The 17657-nt window shown below is 71.2% G+C and carries 12 protein-coding genes; 4 read left to right on the forward strand and 8 right to left on the reverse strand.

Translation table 11 applies throughout. The features are described 5' to 3' along the window. Positions 1–307: 307 nt before the first annotated feature. Together BC793_RS05395 and BC793_RS05400 are read right to left on the reverse strand one after the other, a co-directional pair. On the reverse strand, positions 308–2329 hold the full coding sequence (locus BC793_RS05395) for a hybrid sensor histidine kinase/response regulator (protein ID WP_239169647.1): 2022 nt from the start codon (positions 2327–2329) through the stop codon (positions 308–310). 58 nt (positions 2330–2387) lie between these two features. Beyond that, positions 2388–3326 carry a ribose-phosphate diphosphokinase gene (locus BC793_RS05400; protein WP_109589770.1) on the reverse strand — a complete coding sequence of 313 codons (939 nt, stop codon included), beginning with the start codon at positions 3324–3326 and terminating at the stop codon, positions 2388–2390. A 67-nt stretch (positions 3327–3393) separates the two neighbouring features. Here BC793_RS05400 and BC793_RS05405 point away from each other — a divergent pair, with 67 nt between their 5' ends. Further along, positions 3394–4236 (forward strand): ABC transporter ATP-binding protein, encoded by an 843-nt coding sequence (locus BC793_RS05405; protein WP_109589772.1) that lies wholly within the window; start codon positions 3394–3396, stop codon positions 4234–4236. Positions 4237–4285: 49 nt separating this feature from the next. Here the strand turns inward: BC793_RS05405 and BC793_RS05410 are convergent, their stop codons facing one another. From BC793_RS05410 to BC793_RS51080, 5 genes are all read right to left on the reverse strand, one after another. Next, positions 4286–4939 carry an ABC transporter ATP-binding protein gene (locus BC793_RS05410; protein ID WP_109590376.1) on the reverse strand — a complete coding sequence of 218 codons (654 nt, stop codon included), beginning with the start codon at positions 4937–4939 and terminating at the stop codon, positions 4286–4288. A 219-nt stretch (positions 4940–5158) separates the two neighbouring features. Next, positions 5159–8155 carry an FtsX-like permease family protein gene (locus BC793_RS05415; RefSeq protein WP_109589774.1) on the reverse strand — a complete coding sequence of 999 codons (2997 nt, stop codon included), beginning with the start codon at positions 8153–8155 and terminating at the stop codon, positions 5159–5161. After that, entirely contained in the window at positions 8152–11157 is a 3006-nt protein-coding gene (locus BC793_RS05420) for an FtsX-like permease family protein (protein WP_146246191.1), read from the reverse strand. The genes BC793_RS05415 and BC793_RS05420 overlap by 4 nt, the downstream gene beginning before the upstream one ends. A gap of 84 nt (positions 11158–11241) precedes the next feature. Further along, positions 11242–11511, reverse strand: a complete 270-nt coding sequence (locus BC793_RS51075) for a CorA family divalent cation transporter (RefSeq protein ID WP_307784558.1) — start codon at positions 11509–11511, stop codon at positions 11242–11244. Continuing rightward, entirely contained in the window at positions 11502–11822 is a 321-nt protein-coding gene (locus tag BC793_RS51080) for a CorA family divalent cation transporter (protein WP_239169648.1), read from the reverse strand. Before BC793_RS51080 ends, BC793_RS51075 begins: the two co-directional genes overlap by 10 nt. A gap of 33 nt (positions 11823–11855) precedes the next feature. On the opposite strand from BC793_RS51080, the gene BC793_RS05435 reads away from it, so the two are divergent. Continuing rightward, the gene (locus tag BC793_RS05435) at positions 11856–12539 is read left to right on the forward strand and encodes a nicotinamide mononucleotide transporter family protein (protein ID WP_373871184.1); all 684 of its coding nucleotides are present in this window, start codon (positions 11856–11858) and stop codon (positions 12537–12539) included. Here the strand turns inward: BC793_RS05435 and BC793_RS05440 are convergent. Then, positions 12452–13900, reverse strand: a complete 1449-nt coding sequence (locus BC793_RS05440) for a DHA2 family efflux MFS transporter permease subunit (RefSeq protein WP_109589782.1) — start codon at positions 13898–13900, stop codon at positions 12452–12454. The two genes, BC793_RS05435 and BC793_RS05440, sit on opposite strands and share 88 nt — an antisense overlap. Positions 13901–13980: 80 nt before the next feature. On the opposite strand from BC793_RS05440, the gene BC793_RS05445 reads away from it, so the two are divergent. Together BC793_RS05445 and BC793_RS05450 are read left to right on the forward strand one after the other, a co-directional pair. Then, the gene (locus BC793_RS05445; RefSeq protein WP_239169649.1) at positions 13981–14643 is read left to right on the forward strand and encodes a TetR/AcrR family transcriptional regulator; all 663 of its coding nucleotides are present in this window, start codon (positions 13981–13983) and stop codon (positions 14641–14643) included. 245 nt (positions 14644–14888) lie between these two features. After that, a complete protein-coding gene (locus tag BC793_RS05450) occupies positions 14889–17504 on the forward strand; it encodes an alpha-amylase family glycosyl hydrolase (RefSeq protein ID WP_203896006.1) in 2616 nt (871 codons plus the stop codon). The last annotated feature ends 153 nt before the right edge of the window (positions 17505–17657 follow it).

Genomic DNA, 17657 nt, shown 5'->3' on the forward strand with positions numbered 1-17657 from the left:
GGCTGGCTCTCACCGCTGTCTCGCGGGCTCTGAGACAGCGGTAGGAGCCAGCCGCCTTCCTCCGGCTGGACGCCAGCGTCGTCTCAACGCAGTTGAGACGACGGTAGGAACCAGCCACCTCCGCCCGGCTGGACGCCAACGCCGTCTCAACGCAGTTGAGACAGCGGTAGGAACCAGCTACCTCCGCCCGGCTGGACGCCAACGTCGTCTCAACGGCCACGGGGTGCGAGGTGTTGCTCGACGTGACGGCGGGCCTGCACTCTCACCCTTTGGGTGGGGGTCGCAGGCCCGCCGTCGTGGCTGCCGTTCAGCGCTGCGGGGCCGGTGGCTGCGGGCCGCACAGGGATCTGATCGCACCCAGCAGCGTCGACCGGGTGAACGGTTTCTCCAGCAGCATGCTGTTGTCGTCCAGTTGCAGCTGCGGGCCGAGTGACGCCGCCGTGTAACCGGACATGTAGAGCACCGGCAGATCCGGCTGGTGCGTGCGCAGCGCCCCGGCCAGTTCCGGCCCGGTCATCGTCGGCATCACCACGTCGGTGATCAGCAGGTCGGGACGGGCGCCCGAGGCGACCTGGGTGACCGCCATCAGCGCGTCGGTGGCGACCGCGATCTCGTACCCGGCCGGCTCGATCAGCCGGCGTACCAGTTGGGCGACGTCGGGTTGGTCCTCGACGATCAGCACCCGGCCGATCACCGCGGTCTTCTGCTGCCGCTCCCCCGATGTGCCGGGCTTCTGCTCGGCGGCCGGCAGATAGATGTGTACGGTCGTCCCCATCCGGGGCTTCGACTCCAGCTCGATGTGCCCGCCCAGGTTGTGCACGATCCCGGCGGTCGTCGCCAGGCCCAGTCCGGCGGCCGTCGGGCGGGTGGTGAAGAACGGCTCGAGCGCCCGCTTGCGGACCTCGTCGTCCATGCCGGTGCCGGTGTCGGTGACCACCAGGTGCACCAGCTTGCCGGTCGGAGCGCCCTCGGCCAGCTGGCCCGGCTCGACCGTCTCGTTGGTCGCGGTCACCCGGACCATGCCGCCGTGCAGCATCGCGTCCCGGGCGTTCGCCGCCAGGTTGACCAGCGCCTGTTCGAGCGGGCCGCGTTCGGCTTTCACCGGCCACACGTCCGGGCCGAACGCCAGGTCCAGGCCGATGCGTTCGCCGAGCGTCCGGCTGAACAGCGCCTGCACGTCGGTGAGCAGATCCGGGATCGGGATCACCTCGGGCCGGTGCCCCTCGCTGCGGCCGAACGCCAGCAGCTGGTGGGTGAGCGTACGCCCGGTGCCGACCGCGTCCAGGATGTCCTTGGCGAGCTGGTGGTGCGGCGAGTCCTCGTCGGCGGTGCCGAGGATCATGTCCGCCGAGCCGGCCACCACGGTCATCAGGTTGTTGAAGTCGTGCGACAGGCCGCCGATCAGATGACCGAGGCTGTCCAGCCGGCGCAGGTGGTCGAGCTGCCGTTTCAGGCCGCGCGCGTCGATGTGGTCGGTGGTGTCGGTGATCATGCACAGCACGCCGGCGAACTCGTGGCTCTCGTCCTGCACCGGCATCATGCTGACCCGGACGCTGCGCCGGGACCCGTCCGCGCGCATCAGCCGGGTCGCACCGACCGTGGACCGGCCGGTACGGCACTCGTTGATCCGCCGGTCGAGCTCCTTCTGGCCCACGTTGTCGAGGAAGCCGCGCAGCGACACCCCGATCAGCTCGGCCCGGGGCATGCCCAGGACCACACCGATCGGCTCGTTCGCGTAGGTGGCCACCCCGTGCGGGTCCAGTTGCAGCACACCCTCCGGGATCGTCTCCAGTACCCGGCGGTAGCGCTCCTCGGCGTTGCGCAGCCGCTCCTGGGCGCGCGATGAACTGACCGCCAGCGCCAGCTCACCGGCGATGTCCCGGGCCAGTTCCACCTCCTGGGTGGAGTACAGGGCATCGGGGGTGTGCCGGGTCAGGATCAGATAGCCGGAGTACGTGTTGTCGACGATCACCGGGCACAGAATGGCCGCGGTGACCGACAGCTCGGGGGAGGCCAGACCGGCGGCCGACTCACCGGCCAGCACGATCGGGCGACGGCTCGCCGCCAGAGTCGTGGAGAACTCGTCGTCGGGGGTCTGGCCGGCCCGGGACAGATCCCGGGCCAGCGGTGCCGATCGTTCGTTGTCGACGTGGTGGTAGGAGATCTGCTCGTAGTGCCCGTCGTCGCGGAGCAGCTGCACACCCGCGCCGTCACCGACCATGTCGGCGGCGGCGCGGGCGGCCGTGGACCGTACCTCGGCCGGGTCCGTCACCGCTCGGCTGAGGGCGAGGGCAAGGTCGGCAAGCGCGTACCGGAGGGGGGAAGCCATGACACCCATGCGGTAATGATTCGCGTTTCCTGAGGCCGGTGAGGCCGATTTGCCAGAATCAGGCGAACAGTGCGCTCACCGACTCGCCGTTGTGAATCCGCCGCATGGCCTCGGCCAGCGCCGGTGCCACCGAGATGACGGTCAGCTTGTCGGTGGCCTTGTGCTTCGGGATCGGCACCGTGTTGGTGCAGACGATCTCCTCGATCTCCTTCTCCGCCGAGAGGCGCCGCACCGCGTCGTTGCTGAACAGGCCGTGCGTACACGCCACCCGGACACTGCGTACGTTGCGCTCGCGCAGCCGGGCCAGCAGCTCGAACACCGTGCTGCCCTTGGCGATCTCGTCGTCCAGCACGATCACGTCCCGGTCGGCGACCTCACCGATCACCGAGCTGATCACCACCTTGTCGTCGGCGAACCGCTGCTTCGCGCCGGCCGCCACCTCGATCCCCAGCATCCGCGCGAAGGCCGCGGCCTCCTTGGCGTTGCCCAGGTCGGGCGAGACCACCACGGTGTTGCTCAGGTCGTAGCCACGGAAGTGGTGGGCCAGCTCGCGCAGCGCGTGCAGGTGATCCACCGGGATGCTGAAGAATCCGTGCACCTGCGGCGAGTGCAGGGTCATCGCCAGCACCCGGTCGGCGCCGGCGGTGGTGAGCAGGTCGGCGACCAGACGTCCCCCGATCGAGATACGCGGGGCGTCCTTCTTGTCACTACGGGCGTACGCGTAGTGCGGGAGCACCACGGTGATCCGGGCGGCCGACGCGCCCCGCGCCGCGTCCAGCATGAACAGCAGTTCGGCGAGATGTTCCTGGGTCGGCGGGACCAGCGGTTGGATCAGGAACACGTCGCGTTCCCGGCAGTTGCCCTGTAGTTGGACCTCGATGCAGTCGTTGGCGAAGCGGTCGATCCGGGTAGGCATCAGCGGCACGGCGAGGTGCTCGCAGATCTCCTTCGCAAGATCAGGATGGGCGGATCCGGTGAAAACGGCGATGTCGCGCACGGCCCGAGGATAAAAGGCCGTCCGCCGGGGTCGAAACACCGGTCCTGGCTCGACTAACTTGACAGCCATGAACGGACTCGCCGTCGCGTGCCGCCGTGTCGTCCACATCTACCGGGCCGAGGCCGGTGACGTGGTCGCTCTCGCCGGTGTCGACCTATCCATCGCCCCCGGCGAGACCCTCGCCCTCGTCGGCCCGTCCGGCTCCGGCAAATCCACGTTGATCGCCCTGCTCTCCGGCCTGATGCGCCCGTCCGCCGGCCGTATCAACATCGGCACCTACGACATGGGCAAACTCTCCGACGGCGAGATCTCCCGGCTGCGCGGCACCGAGATCGGCGTCGTTCTCCAGGGCGCCGCCCGCAACCTGCTCCCGTACGCCACCCTGCACCGCAACATCTGGCTCGCCCAGCGGCGGGCCGCACACACCCGCGGCATCGAACTCGACGACCCGGACCGCATCCTCGACCTGGTGGGCCTGCCCGGCCAGGGCCGCCGCCGGCTCGCCGACCTCACCCCCGGCGGCCGTCAGCGGGCCGCCCTCGCCGTCGGCATCGCCACCGGTCCCGGCCTGCTCCTGGTCGACGAGCCGACCAGCCGCCTCGACACCGCGGGCCGCGACGAGGTCCTCGACGCTCTGGAGACGGTCAACACCGAACGCCAGACCACCATCATCGTCGTCACGCACGACAACGAGGTCGGCGCCCGCCTGGGCCGGGCCGTCACCATCCGCGACGGGCGCGTCGGCGCCGAGGGCCGCGACGGCCAGGACTTCGCGGTGGTCGCCGGCGACGGCACGGTCCAGTTGCCACCGGAGGTGCTGGGCTCCTACCCGCCGGGCACCCTGTTCACGGTCGCGCACATCGACGGCGAGGTCACCCTGGTGCCGTCCGGGCACGAGACCGCGGCCTGACACCACCCGTCAGAGGTACGCCTGGAGCACCGCCCCACCGCAGCAGAGGTCAGGGGCGGGGCCAGGTGGCGGCGCCGTCGGCGAGGTGGAGTTCGCGGTCGCAGGCGGCCGCCGCCTCCGGGTCGTGGGTGGCGAAGACGACGGCCGCGCCCCGGGCCGCCTCGGCACGCAGCAGGTCGAGCACACGCTGCCGGTTGGCGGCGTCGAGTTCGCTGGTCACCTCGTCGGCGAGCACGATGTCACCCCGCAGGGCGAGGCCCCGGGCCAGTGCGGCGCGCTGCTGCTGACCGCCGGACAGTTCGTCGATCAACTGGTTCGCCTGACCGGAGAGGCCCAGCACCTCGAGTGAGTCCGCGGTGCGCCGGCGGGCGTCCGCAGGACTGCCACCGGTGGCGATCACCGCCACCGACACGTTCTCGGCGGCGGTCAGGATCGCCGCGAGACCGTTGTCCTGCGGGATCAGCACCACGTTGAGCGCGACGGCGTGATCCCGGCCGGTCAGCGCCGCCCCGTCGACCGTCACCGTGCCGGCGCGCGGGGACAGCAGGCCGGCCATCGCGTTGAGCAGGGTGGTCTTGCCGGCTCCGGACGTCCCGGTGATCGCGAGCACCTCCCCGGGACGGGCGGTCACGGTCACCCCGGTCAGCACGGAGCCGCCGTCGCCGTACCCGAACTCGGCCGCCTCCACGGTCAGCGTCCCCATCGTCGTCTCCTCCACGTCATGGCCACCTGCCAACGTCAGTCACTGCACACCCGGCCCGCCCGAGGAGGGCCCGTAAGCCCGGCCCGCCGAAGGAAGACCCGCAACCCGGCCCACCGGAGGAGGGCCCGCAAGCCGGGCCCGCCGAAGGAAGGCCCGCAAGCCGGCCCACCGGAGGAAGGCCGGTAATCGGAATCGGTCGCTCCCGTGCGCGGCGGGCCGTCATCGTGACTCGATCCGGCGCCGGAGGTCGCGTCCGCTCAGCACTGCCACCAGGAACTGGACGACGAGGACCGCACCGGCGGCCGCCAGCAGCGCCGTGGGCCTCGGCCAGGTGGGCAGCGGCAGGTCGGGCGGGGTGAGACCGGCCAGCGGCAGCGCCCACCCGGTGAGCCGCCAGGCCGCGGCCGCGACCAGCAGGCCCACGGTGGTCGCGATGACGACGAGCACCGGGTACGTCCAGAGGGTCGCCAGTCCGGCCGGCCGCGGACGGAGCCCCTGGGTGCGCAGCGCGGTGAGATCCTCGGTGCGCCGGGCCCGGTCGACGGCGACGGTGAGCGCGAGCGCCCCGGCCCCGAGCAGCCCGGCGAGGACCGCGGCGAGCAGGTGGAACCAGAGCGCGACGGCCGGTCCCTGCCGGTCGAGTCCGGCTTTGACCTGGGCGGCAGAGGTCTCGGAGACGACCTGGAGGCCGTGTTGAGCCAGCCGGTCGACGATCTCGGCGGGTGCGTCGGCGTTCAGCCAGACCTCGGGTTGCGACACGAGCTTCGGGGCGACGGAGATCAGGTCGCTGTACTCGAGGTCGACGATGACGCCCTGGCGGCCGATGGCGGGCACGGCCGGCAGGGCGACCGCGGACGTGACCGGGATGGTGGTGGCGCCCGAGTCGATGATCGTGCCGGAGGCGGGCGGATTTCCGGCGTACGCGATGGGTAGTGGATACGGCGTGGTGACCGGCTGGATCCAGGCGGTGTCGGTGACCGCTCCGGTGACTTTGAGGTCGGCCCGCAGACCGTCGGGCGCCGCGGACAGCTTTGCCGCCGGGGTGGCACGCCAGCGGCCGGGGTCGGTGAGCGGGGCGGGCGTGGCGGTCCGCATGCCGCGGATCACCACCTCGCCGGTGGCCTCGACGTTGCTGCCCGTCCCGGAGATCCGGACGGCGTTGAGCCGGCATCCCTTCTCGCAGATCTCCACGTTCTCCCGGTAGGTGTGTGTGCCGGGTTTCAGGTCGCCAAACTCCAGAATCTGCACCCCGGGGCCGTCATTCGCCGAGAGGGAGACCGCCAGCTGCATGACGCCGGTGGTGGCGGCGGTGACCTCCATCGCGATGTCCGGATCGGCGAAGGTGACCGGCGGGGGCGGCTGCTCCGGGTGGAGCACGTCGCTCAGTCCGTCGCGGCTCGGGGCGCCGGCCGACCAGGCGGGGACCGCGGCCAGGGCCCGGGTGTCCACCGCGAGACCGGGCGGCGTCGAGGAGCCGCCGGGGATGCGGACGACGGCCATCGCGAACCGGCCGTCCGGGTCGACGGCGCGGACTCCGGTGAGCAGGCCCTGCCGGGTGACCGGCTGAACGACGAGGACCCGCTCGGCGCCGGTGCCGAGCGACGCTTCGACGTCCCGGCCGCCGGCGGCGGTGTCGACGGTGCAGGCGGCGTATCCGGCGACCGCGACCGAGGCGACCAGCAGCGCGAACAGGCGGCCGGCGCCGGGCCGGCGGGACAGTTGGATGCCGGCGAGCGCGACACCGAGCCGGCCGCCGTGCAGAGCGCGAACGGCATAGCGGTTGACCAGCGGCAACAGCAGGCGGGCCGCGACCAGTGCCAGGGCCAGCACGATCAGGGCGGGTGCGAACAGCCCGAACCCGGTGAGCGGATCGTCGGAGACGAAGTACTGGACGCCGGCGGCGATGGCGAGCACCGCGACGACGGCCTCGGCGGCGGCCAGCCGGCGGCGGTCCGCGGGTGGGGTGCGCCGCAGCAGCCGGCTGACCGGGCTGATCAGCTGTCGCCGCTGGGCCGCCACCGCGGCGACGAGTGCGGCCGCCGCGGCCAGCGGCGCGAACCGCAGGGAGGTGAGGGCCGGTGCCGTCCCGACACCGGGGAACAGCGCCGCCGCCACACCGTTGACCAGCAGCTGTCCGGCCAGGCAGCCGGCGACCGCGCCGCCCAGCACGGCGACCAGGCTCTCCCCGGTGGCCAGCCACCATCGGGTCCACCAGCGGGCGCCGCGGAGCGCCACGACGGCGAGCTCACTCTGGCGGCCTTCCGCCCCGTAACCGACGGTCAGGTAGATGGTGAAGCAGGCGAGCAGCACGAGCGGCACGGCCAGCACCGGGACCAGCAGCCGGGCGGCGGCCCGGCCCTCGTCGATCCGGTCGAGCAGGCGCGGGATGCCGCTGTTGAACTGGAGCGAGTCCTCCAGCTCGGCGGCGGTGGCGTCGAGCCGTTCCATGTCGGCACGGAGCTGGTCGAGCCGGTCGATGTCGAGGGTGCCGGGTTGGGCGACACCGTCGATCGACATGGTGGTGGTGGTCCGCTTGGTCGTCTCGAGGGTGCCGGCGGTGGTGAAGACCGGTTCGCCCGGCCCGATGCCGTCGCCGGAGACGAAGTAGCCGTGGAGTCCCCAGTACGCCGAGCTGCTGTCGGGGACCCGGTAGACGCCGACCACGGTCAGTTTCTTGGGCGGGCCGTCGGGCTCCCAGGTGGGCGGGCGCACCAGGCCGTTCATCCGGGCCGCGGTCAGCGAGATCGTGTCGCCGGCGGTCAGCTTCCGCTGCTCGGCGGTCTTCTCACCGATCAGCACGTCGCCCTCGCCGATCAGGCAGCGGCCGGCGGTCAGCTGCACATGGGCGCAGACCTCCTGACGGAACACGAACCGGGTGGGGAAGTCGTTGGTGGGAGAGAGCCCGACCGTCGGCACCTCGGCGGAGTGATAGAAGGCGAAGCCACCGAGGCCGAGCAGCAGCACCCGCCCCACATCGGGGAACTCGATCCCGACGCTGGGGGACGCCTCCTGGAGGCTGTCGCTGGTGCGGCGGGTCGACAGGGTCAGCTCGCTGGTCGGCGCGGTCGCGATCTGGCCGTCGGCGACCGCCCGCTCGGCCGCGATCAGGTAGGCCGGGGCGGCCACCGCGGAGGCGACCGCGAGCATCGCCAGCAGTGCCAGGGTGACCGCCTGGCCGCGCCGGTTCCAGACCATCGCCAGGACCAGGGAGATCATCGGCCCGCCTCCCTGTCGCGCAGGCTTCTCATCAGCGGTTGCAGGGCGATCCGGCCGGTCACGCCGAGCACGGCCAGCGCCACCACCACGGCCAGTGCCGTCGTCACCGGGTCCAGCGGGCCGGGTGGCGGCAGCACGGCCCAGCCGTCGGTGAACGGCGGAACCGTCCGGCCGGTCACGTCGACGGCCAGCAGCGCGGCCAGCACCCCACCGGCGAGACCGGCCACGATCAGGGCCGCGGTGCCCGCCCACCCGGTGCTCACCGTGACGCGGCGGGGCAGGCCCTGGAGGCGTAGCGCGGCCAGCTGCTCGGCGAGCGAACGCCGGTCCACGGTGGCCGCGACGGCGACGGCGACGGCCGCCAGCAGCAGCGCGGCGACGCCCGCCAGCAGCTCGAAACGGACGAGGACGGCCGGGCCCTGGGTGCCGAGGCGGGCGGCCAGACCGGCCACGTCGGTGTCGTCGCTGACGGTCAGGCCGGCCGCGGTGAGGGCGTCGACGATGCCGGGCCGGGCGTCCGGCGCGAGCCACACCTGGAACTGGCCGCCGGGGTCGGAGTCGGCGGCGAGGCGGCGGGTGCTGTCCAGGTCGACGATCAGACCGGAGCTGCCGACGGCGGGCAGAGCCGTCACATTCCGGACCACCTGTACGGGCGTGAGCTCCCCATACCCCGGAAGAAGTGCCTCGCCGTCGCGCCATCTGTCCGGAACCGGCCCGGCCAGCAGGGCGGGCAGCGGCAGCAGGTGGTCGGACGCCCACGCCTCGATACCGATCCGGTCCACCTCGGTGGTGTTGTCGTCGGCGGCCAGCCGGAGGGTCCCGTCGGCCGCGACCAGGTCGATGGCGGCGCCGGTGGTGCCGACCCGCCAGCGGGTGATGTCACCGAGCGCGGCCCCGCCGAGGACGGCGCCGCCCTGATCGAGCCCGCGCAGGACGACCACGGACCCGGGCGGTGACGGTCGTACCCGCCCGTCCGGACGGGGCGGGCCGGTCAGTTCCCAGCGGACCAGCCGGCAGCCGGGCGCCGCCGTGCAGCCGGTCACCGGCGCCGTGACCTTCTGGTCGCCGGCACGCAGCCCGCCGAACGACACCTTCACCGGCTGCCCGGTCGTCTCGTTCAGCAGATGGAGGGTGAGCGCCACGACCCCGGCGCTCTCGCGCCGGACGGTCACGGTCAACCGGTCGCCGGTGACCAGTGGCAAGGGGGTCATCGAGGCGGCGGCCACGGCGTCCGGCAGCACACCGGGCGGACCGTACTCGGAGCGCCAGGCGGCGACCGCGGCGAGCCGTGCGGTGTCCACCTCGAGGACCTGGGCGGTGTCGTTGCGGTTGCGGACCACGGCCATCGCCTCGCGGCCGCCCGGGTCGGCGGTGCGGACCGCGTTCAGCAGGACGGTCCGGTTGGCCGCCCCGACGGTCAGCACGCGGCTCGCGCCGAGTTCGGCGTCGCTGCGGGCGGTCCGGCCGGCGCTCTCGGCGGCCCATCCGCCGGCCGCCGTGACGAACAGCGCGACGGAGACGACGACCAGCACGAACAGCCGGTCCGAGCCGGGCGACCGGGAGATCCGCAGGGCGGTCAGACCGGCCCGCAACCGGCCGGCGCGCAGGGCCGCGGCGCCGCCCCGGTCGGTGAGCCGGTTGAGTAGACGGGCGGCGATCAGGCCCACGGCGAGCGCGACCAGGGCCAGGGCGGCACGGCCCAGGCCGTCGCCGGAGCCGGCCGAACGCACCTGGTAGAGGGCGGCGGTGGCGACCGCGAGCAGGACCACGTCGACGAGGGCGGGCCGCCAGGCGCCGCGCCCGGAGCCGGCCCGCTGGAGCAGTGCGGAGACCGGCCGGCCGAGCACGGTGGCCTCGACGGCGGCCAGCACCGCGAAGCCGCCGGCCAGCACCGCGCCGACCGACAGCACGCTCCAGAGCAGCGCGGTCTGCCGGTCCACCGCGACCGGCACCGGGCCGGCCAGTGCCCAGGCCACCAGGTAACCGAGGGGGGTGCCGATCAGCGCGCCGCCGATCAGCGGGACGAGGTGCTGGCCGAGGGCCAGGCGCAGCCGGCCGAACCGGCTCACCCCGCGCAGTTTCAGCAGGGCGGCGTCGGCCCGCCTGTCCCGCAACGTGTACCACCCGGCGAGGCCGAGCGCGAACCAGGTGACGACCAGCAGCTGCAGGCCGGAGGCCGAGATCCCCTCCAGGATGGTGCCGCGGTCGCGGACGATCGCCAGGTGCAGCGGGGTGGCCTGGCTGTTGAGCCGCAGCTGGGACTGGCCGAGCAACCGGTCCGAGGCGAGAAGCGCGGCGCTGAGGTCGAACCCGCCGTCACCGCGCAGCAGGGCGTTGGGGAGCACCACGTCGTACGCCACGGTGGGGCTGCTCAGATGCTTGTGCGCGAAGGTGCCCGTCACGGTGAATATCGGGTCGGGCCCGGACGCGGACCGGAACAGGCGACTCGACCAGTACGTCCCGGTGGGGTCGGTGCGGGCGTAGAGCCCGGTCACCGTGAGCTTCAGCGGGACTCCGGAGGTCGTGGTGAGGACGGTCAGCACGTCGCCGGTCGCGACGCCGAGCTGCCGTGCCGCGTCGTGGCTGAGGGCCACCTCACCGGCCGACGCCGGGCAGGCACCGTCGAGCCGGACGCGGTCGCAGAACTCGTCGCGGAACGCCAGGTCGATGGTGGTGCTGGTGGACCCGGTCTGCACGCTGATCGACGCGGAGAGTCCCTTGAGCCCGGTGCCGGTCCCGGGCGGCAGACCGGCCCGCACCTGATCGGCGAACCGGCTCAGGGTGCCCGCGGGGTCGCCGCGGGTGTCGAGGCGGCTGGTCACCGCGACCGTGCGCTGGCTGGACGGCGCCGCGTCCAGGTAGGCGTCGGCGGCGTTGTTCACGGCGGCGAACCCATACCACGGACCGGCCGCGGCGACGGCGGCCGCGAGCACGGTCAGGACCAGAATGGTCAGCACCTGTGCGGCTCGGGTCCGCACCGCGCCGAACACGAGCGCGAACATGTCACCCCTCCCCCGGTTGCGGGGCACGTTACGCGATCAGGCGGCTGTCCGGGGACCCCTGTGGACGGCGAATACTTAACCGGTTCACAACCAGTTGCGGCGTTTCAGGTACAAGTACAGTCCGCCGGCCGTCACCACGATCAACGCCGTGCTGACGACGAATCCCCACCACTGCTCATATCCCGGATACGGCAGGTTCTGCCCGAAGTATCCGGTCAGTGCGGTGGGGATGGCGATGATCGCCGCCCAGGCCGCGAGCTTGCGGGTGACCACGTTGAGTTCGTTGCTCTGCTCGGCCAGATCGTCGTCGAGCAGTTCGGTGATCCGGATCCGGGAGTGCTCGATCAGGTCCAGGGCGTGCCGGGCGTGGTCCTCGACGTCGCGAACGGCGCGTGGTGCACGGTGATCAGCGCCTGCGGGGTGATGAACGCGCTGATCTCGGTCTTGCGCGGCTCGCCGTCGAAACCGACGGCGTAGACGTTCAGGAACAGGTGGTTCTCGTACCGGTCCACTTTGGGCCGTTCGTGTTCCTCGAGCGCGTCCTCGACGGCGAGCGGGTGCAACCCGAACCGGGTGGCGAGGTCCCGCAGTTCGTCGTCGGTCGGGTCGTCCAGGTCATACCAGAGCGCCGAGCCCGGCTCGTCGACGTAGAGGCGGGAGGTCACGGCCTAGGATAAGCCGTGACCTGGATCGATCAAATGCTTACCGCCTTCTACGACGCCAAGTGGCAGGTGACCGATGGTCAGGCCATCTACTGGCGGGAGATCGTCGGCAACGCGTTCGGGCTGGGCTCGGCGCTGTTCGGGTTGCGCCGCAACGCGTGGGCCTGGCCGGTCGGGATCGTCGGCAACGTCCTGCTGTTCACCGTCTTCCTGGGTCAGGCGCTCGGCAACGACCAGGGCACCCCGCTCTACGGCCAGGCTGCCCGGCAGGTGTTCTTCCTGATAACCAGTGTGTACGGCTGGTGGGCATGGCAGCGCAACCGCCGGCGGGACCACGGCACCGCCGTGGTCCCGCACTGGGCGAGCCCGCGGCAGCGCCTGATCTTCATCCCGCTCGCCCTGGCCGCGGTGGGCGTCTGCTTCTTCGTGTTCCGGGAGATCGGGGCCGGTTTCCCGGTCCCCTGGTGGTACTACCTCGCGGACTCGTGGATCTTCGTGGGCTCGATGCTGGCGACCTATGCGATGGCCCGCGGCTGGGTGGAGTTCTGGTTGTGCTGGATCGCCGTGGATCTGGTCGGTGTGCCCGAGTTGCTGCACTTCGGCTACTACCCGTCGGCGATCCTCTACGCGGTCTACGCGCTCTTCGTCATCTGGGGTTTCGTGGTCTGGCTGAGGATCTCCCGCTCGGTGTCGGCAGAGCCCACTGCGGTCCCGGCCTGACGGCGCAGCATCCACAGGCTCAGCGGCACTCCGGCCGCCACCAGGACCGCCGCGACCACCAGCGAGAACTGATAGCCGGCCAGGAAGTCGCCACCGGCGGCCTCGGACCGGTTGCTCAGGATCGCGCCGAGCACGGTCACGCCGAGCAGCCCGAACACCTCGCGGGAGACGTTGAGCATGCCGGAGGCGATGCCGGCCCGCTCCGGCGGCAGGGCGTCGACGACCACGGTGTTCAACGGGATGAGCAGCCCGCCGCCGACGCCGTAGAGCAGGAACCAGGGCAGCAGGTCGCCGTAGGTGGTGCCCTCGCCGTACGCGGCGATGCCGGCGATCGCCGCGGCCATCACGGCGAGACCGAAAGCGGTCACCCGTGCCACACCGAAGCGGATCTCCAGGCGCGGCGCGAGGACGGCACCGACGGCGGTGATGATCGCCATCGGGATGAACGCGGCGCCCGCCTCGGTCGGCGAGAATCCGAGGACGTTCTGGAGATAGATCGCCATGTAGAAGTAGATCCCGAAGACCCCGAACGCCCACAGGCCCATCGCCAGAAGGCCGCCGGAGAACATCCGGGAGCGGAAGAACTTCAGGTCCACCATGGCGTCGGCATGGCGATTCTGGAGCAGCACGAACGCCACGGCCGCGACGGCTGCGACCGTAAATGATCCCAGGATGAGCGGCGAGGTCCAGCCCTCCGCGGCGCCTTCGATCAGCGCGTACGTCAGAGCGAACAGCCCCAGCGACGAGGAGGCCAGCCCGGCCGGGTCGAGCCGCCGCAGGGTCCACCCCTCGCGGACCGGCCGGCGGGGCACGTTCATCAGTGTCAGGGCGAGCGTGGCGATGCCGATCGGCAGGTTGATCAGGAAGATCCAGCCCCACGAGACGTGCTCACTGAGCACGCCGCCGGTGAACGGCCCGACGGCGAGAGCGAGTGCACCCACCCCGCCCCAGACGCCGATGGCGGTGGCCCGCTCCTTCGGGTTCGGGAACAGTTCCTGGAGCATGGCCAGCGACGCGGGGGCGAGCAGCGCCGCGCCGACGCCCTGGACCGTTCGGGCTCCGATGAGCAGCGCCTGGCCGTCGGCGAGCCCGGCCGCGACCGACGCGCCCGTGAAGATCACCAGTCCGGTGACGAAGGCGAGGCGCGTGCCGAGGACGTCCGCGACGCGGCCACCGGCGAGCAGCAGCCCGGCGAAGACCAGGATGTACGCGCTGGTGATCCACTCCAGTCCGGCGATGCTGAGGCCCAGGTCCCGCTGGATCGACGGCAGCGCGACGTTGACCACGTTGTTGTCGAGGTAGGTCATGAAGGTGCCGAGCGCTACCGCGACCAGCGCCCACCACCGGCGGTTGTTCTCCATCAGAAAGTCCCCCTGTACGACGTACTTGTACGGTGTACATGTACCTCGTACATGAGACCCGTACGTCGTATAGTTGTCAAGTGACCGGTGATCGACTGACCAAGGCCGCCGTGGCCGACCGCGCGCTGCGCCTCGCCGACGAGGAGGGCCTCGACGCGGTGACGGTCCGTCGCCTCGCCAAGGAGCTGGGCGTCACCCCGATGGCGCTCTACTGGCACTTCAAGAACAAGGACGAGCTGCTCCTGGGCATGGTCGACCACGTGCTCTCGACCGTGCGGGCCGATGCGAACACCGGCGACCCCTGGCAGAAACGGCTACGCGGAGTCGTGGAGACGGTGGTCGGCGTGATGCGCACCCACCCCTCGCTGCCGATCCTCATGCACGCCGTCGACAAGACGCAGACCGAGAGTTTCAACCGTGCGACGAACGACACGCTCACTCTGCTGAGCCACGCCGGGTTCACCGTCGAGGAGGGCTACTGGGTGGCGATGTACCTGTTGAACGGCTGCATCGGCATCGTGAGCGGCCAGCCGGGGTGCCCGCCGGGAGTGCCGGCCGATCAGGAGCCGGAGTGGCGCCGGCAGAAGCGGGTCCACCTGGAGGGCATGCCCGCCGACCGGTTCCCGATGATGATCGAGCTCGCGTCGTCCTATCGCGACGAACCCGACCTGGACCGCTATTACACCTTCGCCGCCGACCTGCTGATCGCCGGCGTCGAGGCGATGGCCGCCGGCAGGCGATAGATCGACTTCCCTCCGGGACGTGACGGCACCGCGCCGGGCACGTCCCTTCGTCGTGCCCGCGTCACGCCGCCGAACCCACACATCGAGACATCTCAGTGCATCTTCTTGCAGCAGGACGTTGGAGGGTTCCAGAAATTGAAAGAAGTTGCTAACTTCCACGTCATGTGAACGCGGGATTACCGATTCGCTACGCCCGCATCTCCCCCGCAACACCGCCCGTTCCCCCCGAGGTGGTTGGAGGCCCCGTGTCCCGAATACTCCGGCGAGTGTCGGCCGCGCTCTGCGCCGTACCCCTGCTTCTCCTGACCGGACTGCCCGCCGCGCACGCGGCGACCACGGTGACCGTCTACTACCAGGCGCCCACGTCCTGGACCACGGTGAACATCCACTACGCGCCGACCGGCGGCTCCTGGACGACCGTGCCGGGTCTCGCGATGAGCGCCCACAGCGCCTGCGCCGGCTGGTACAAGAAGGAACTCGACCTCGGCAGCGCCACCGGCATGCAGGTCGTCTTCAACAACGGCTCCGGCACCTGGGACAACAACGCCGGCAGGAACTACGTCCTGGGCACCGGCACGAGCACCGTCACCGGTGGCGTCGTCACCCCGGACGCCGCCGACCCGTGCGCGACCGCCCCGGCCGACACCACACCGCCGACCGCGCCGGCCGGGCTGACCGCCACCGCCGCGGGCACCACGGTCACCCTCGGCTGGACCGCCGCCACCGACGACGTGGGTGTCGTCGGCTACCGGATCACCCGCGGCAGCACCATCCTGAGCAGCTCGACCACCGGATACACCGACCGGGGCCTGACCGCCGGCACCACCTACACGTACCAGGTGCGGGCCCTCGACGCGGCCGGCAACCTCTCCCCCGCCGCCTCGAAGACCGTCACCACCGGCGCGGCCGACCCGCCGCCGGCCGGCGGCGGGATGCTCGGCGGCGACCCACGCAAGGACAGCATCTACTTCGTCCTCACCGCGCGCTTCAACGACGGCGACACCGCCAACAACCGTGGCGGCAGCCAGCACACCAGGTCGGGCAACGCGGCGAACGACGACCCGATGTTCCGCGGCGACTTCAAGGGCCTGGTCGACAAGCTCGACTACATCAAGGGCCTCGGCTTCTCCGCCATCTGGATCACGCCGGTCGTGCTGAACCGGTCCGACTACGACTTCCACGGCTACCACGGTTACGACTTCTACGAGGTCGACCCGCGACTGGAGTCCGACGGCGCCTCGTACCAGCAGCTGATCGACGCGGCCCACGCCAAGGGACTCAAGATCTACCAGGACATCGTCCTCAACCACACGTCCCGCTGGGGCGCCGACGGCCTCTACACCCCGACCACCTACGGGGTACGGGACAGCCAGTGGAGCTGGTACTACAGCGAGAAGGCCGTCGGCAGGACCTACGACCCTCTTGAGGAGGACAGCGCGGGCCGTACGTACAACGGTGATCTGTGGAGCGGCACGGCACCGGCCGCCAACGCGTGCCCCGACTACGGGAAGGCGACCGGCGGCAAGAGCCCCGAGGGCTACACGCTCTACCACTGCCAGTGGCCGCAGCCGACCAACAGGATGTTCCCGGCGACGCTCTTCCACCAGTGCTGGATCGGCAACTGGGAGGGCGAGGACGCCCGATCCTGCTGGCTGCACGAGGACCTCGCCGACCTGAACACCGAGAACGCCGTGGTGCAGGACTACCTGATCGGGGCGTATCGGAAGTACATCGACATGGGCGTGGACGGGTTCCGTATCGACACCGCCGTGCACATCCCGCGCGTCACCTGGAACCGCCGTTTCCTGCCGGCCTTCCAGGAGATCCTGACCGAGAAGTACGGCGCCGCCAAGGCGAAGGACTTCTACATCTTCGGTGAGGTCGCGGCGTTCGTGAACGACAAGTGGAACCGGGGCTCGGTCAACCACTCCGCCCAGTTCTTCACCTGGAAGGAACGGGCGACCTACTCCTCCGACGACGTCGCCGCGGCCCTCGAACAGTTCCACTACGAGAACAACCTGGGTACGGGCAACCAGCCGACCAGCACCAACGCGTTCCTGTCGGGCAACAGCTATCACACGCCCGACCACTCGAAGTTCTCCGGCATGAACATCATCGACATGCGGATGCACATGAACTTCGGTGACGCGAACAACGCGTACTGGAACGGCAGGGACTCCGACGATTCGGTCAACGACGCCACGTACAACGTCGTCTACGTCGACTCGCACGACTACGGCCCGAACAAGTCGTCGACCCGCTACACCGGTGGCACCGACGGATGGGCCGAGAACATGACGCTCATGTGGACGTTCCGCGGCATCCCGACGCTGTACTACGGCTCGGAGATCGAGTTCCAGGCCGGCAAGCGGATCGACTGCGGTCCGACCTGCCCGCTCGCCACCACCGGCCGCGCCTACTACGGCGCCAACCTCGCCGGCAGTGTCACCGCCGGCGATTACGGGGTGGTCAGCTCGGCCAGTGGGCAGGTCGCCACCACACTCTCCCAGCCGCTGGTCAAGCACGTGCAGCGGCTCAACCAGATCCGCCGGGCGGTCCCCGCCCTCCAGATGGGCCAGTACTCCACCGAGGGAGTCAACGGCACCATGGCCTACAAGCGCCGCTACACCGCGGGCGGTGTGGACAGCTTCGCGCTGATCACCGTCTCGAACGGTGCCACCTTCAGCGGCATCCCGAACGGCACCTACGTCGACGCGGTCACCGGCGACACCAGGACCGTCACCGGCGGCTCCCTGACCATCGACCTCAACGCCAAGGGCAACCTGCGCGTCTACGTCCTCTCCACGAGCGCCACCCCCGCTCCCGGCAAGATCGGATCCACCACCACCTACCTCCGGTAGCCACCCCGCATCCCCACTCACCGCGCCGGCCGGGCCCCCACCCGGCCGGCGCGGCCGTTCCCCCTCGCGGCCCGGCAGCCCTCTCGCCGCCGAGCCACTCGACCGAGGCACCCCTCCGGGCAGCAGCCCTATCGCCGCCCAGCCACTCGACCG

Source organism: Actinoplanes xinjiangensis (assembly GCF_003148685.1).
Classification (GTDB): Bacteria; Actinomycetota; Actinomycetes; order Mycobacteriales; family Micromonosporaceae; genus Actinoplanes; species Actinoplanes xinjiangensis.